The following is a 1,458-nucleotide window of genomic DNA, read 5'->3' as shown; positions in this document are numbered from 1 at the left end:
GCGGGGGAGCACCGACTCGCGGTACGCCTCGTCCTGCTCGTCGAACCACTCGAGCGACGGAGCGGAGACGACGCGCACGTTGACGCCTTCTTCGGCCAGGGCCGCGCGAGCGTTGACCGCGAGCTGGACCTCGGAACCGGTCGCGACGATGATCACGTCCGGCGTGCCGTTCGGAGCCTCGGCGAGCACGTATGCGCCCTTCGAGACGCCGTCGGTCGACGCGAAGACGTCACCGTCGGCCGCACCCTCGCCTCGCTCGAACACCGGGATGTTCTGACGGGTCAGGGCGATGCCGGCGGGTCCCTCGTGGCGGCGGAGGATCTCGAGCCAGGCGGCAGAGGTCTCGTTGGCGTCGGCCGGACGCACCAGGGTGAAGTTCGGGATGGCACGCAGCGTCGCGATCTGCTCGATCGGCTGGTGAGTCGGGCCGTCCTCGCCGAGGGCGACGGAGTCGTGCGTCCAGACGAAGATGCTGGGGACGTTCATCAGTGCGGCCAGACGCACCGGCGGGCGCATGTAGTCGCTGAAGATCAGGAACGTACCGCCGAACGCGCGGGTCGGGCCGTGCAGCACGATGCCGTTGATGATCGCGCCCATGGCGTGCTCGCGGATGCCGAAGTGCAGCACGCGGCCGTAGGGGTCGCCCGACCATTCGTGGGTGGACCACTCGGCCGGGATGAAGGACTTCGAGTCCTTGATCGTCGTGAGGTTCGACTCGGCGAGGTCCGCCGAACCGCCCCAGAGCTCGGGGAGCTCGGCGGCGAGTGCGTTGATGACCTGACCGGAAGCCGCGCGGGTCGAGACATCCTTGCCGCTCTCGAAGACCGGGAGGGCGGAGGTGATGTCCTCAGGCAGCGCCTTGGCCTCGAGGCGCTCGAGCAGAGCCTTGCGCTCGGGGTTGGCGGCGGCCCAGGCATCGTACGACTTCTGCCATTCGGCGCGGGTCGCGGCCGCACGTTCCGCGAGACCGCGGGTGCGGGCGAGCACGTCGTCGGCGACCGCGAAGTGCTCGTCGGCATCGAAGCCGAGGACCTTCTTCGTGGCGGCGAGTTCGTCTCCGCCGAGGGCCGAACCGTGGATCTTGCCCGAGTTCTGCTTGCCGGGCGACGGCCAGCCGATGATCGTCTTCAGGATGATGAGAGAGGGCTTGGAGGTCTCGCCCTGGGCTGCCTCGATCGCGGAGTTCAGCTCGGCGACGTCCTCGACGTATTCGCCCGTCTTCTTCCAGTCGACGGTCTGCACCTGCCAGCCGTACGCTTCGTAGCGCTTCGCGACATCTTCGGTGAAGGCGACGTTCGTGTCGTCCTCGATCGAGATCTGGTTCGAGTCGTAGATCGCGATGAGGTTGCCGAGCTCCTGGTGGCCGGCGAGCGAGGATGCCTCGCTGGTGACACCCTCCTGCCGGTCGCCATCGCCGGCGACCACGTAGACGAAGTGGTGGAACGGGCTGGTGCCCGC

The 1,458-nt window shown here is 68.2% G+C and carries 1 protein-coding gene; it reads right to left on the bottom strand.

Features of this window, described 5'->3' with window-relative positions; genetic code table 11:
- On the bottom strand, positions 1-1,458 hold a 1,458-nt coding region (locus J7E68_RS17430; protein WP_215174726.1), incomplete at both ends, for a transketolase.

This window comes from Microbacterium sp. ISL-103, from assembly GCF_018613995.1.
Classification (GTDB): Bacteria; Actinomycetota; Actinomycetes; order Actinomycetales; family Microbacteriaceae; genus Microbacterium.
The sequence above is the reverse complement of the archived record's forward strand: the minus strand, read 5'-3'. Positions and strand labels throughout refer to the sequence as shown.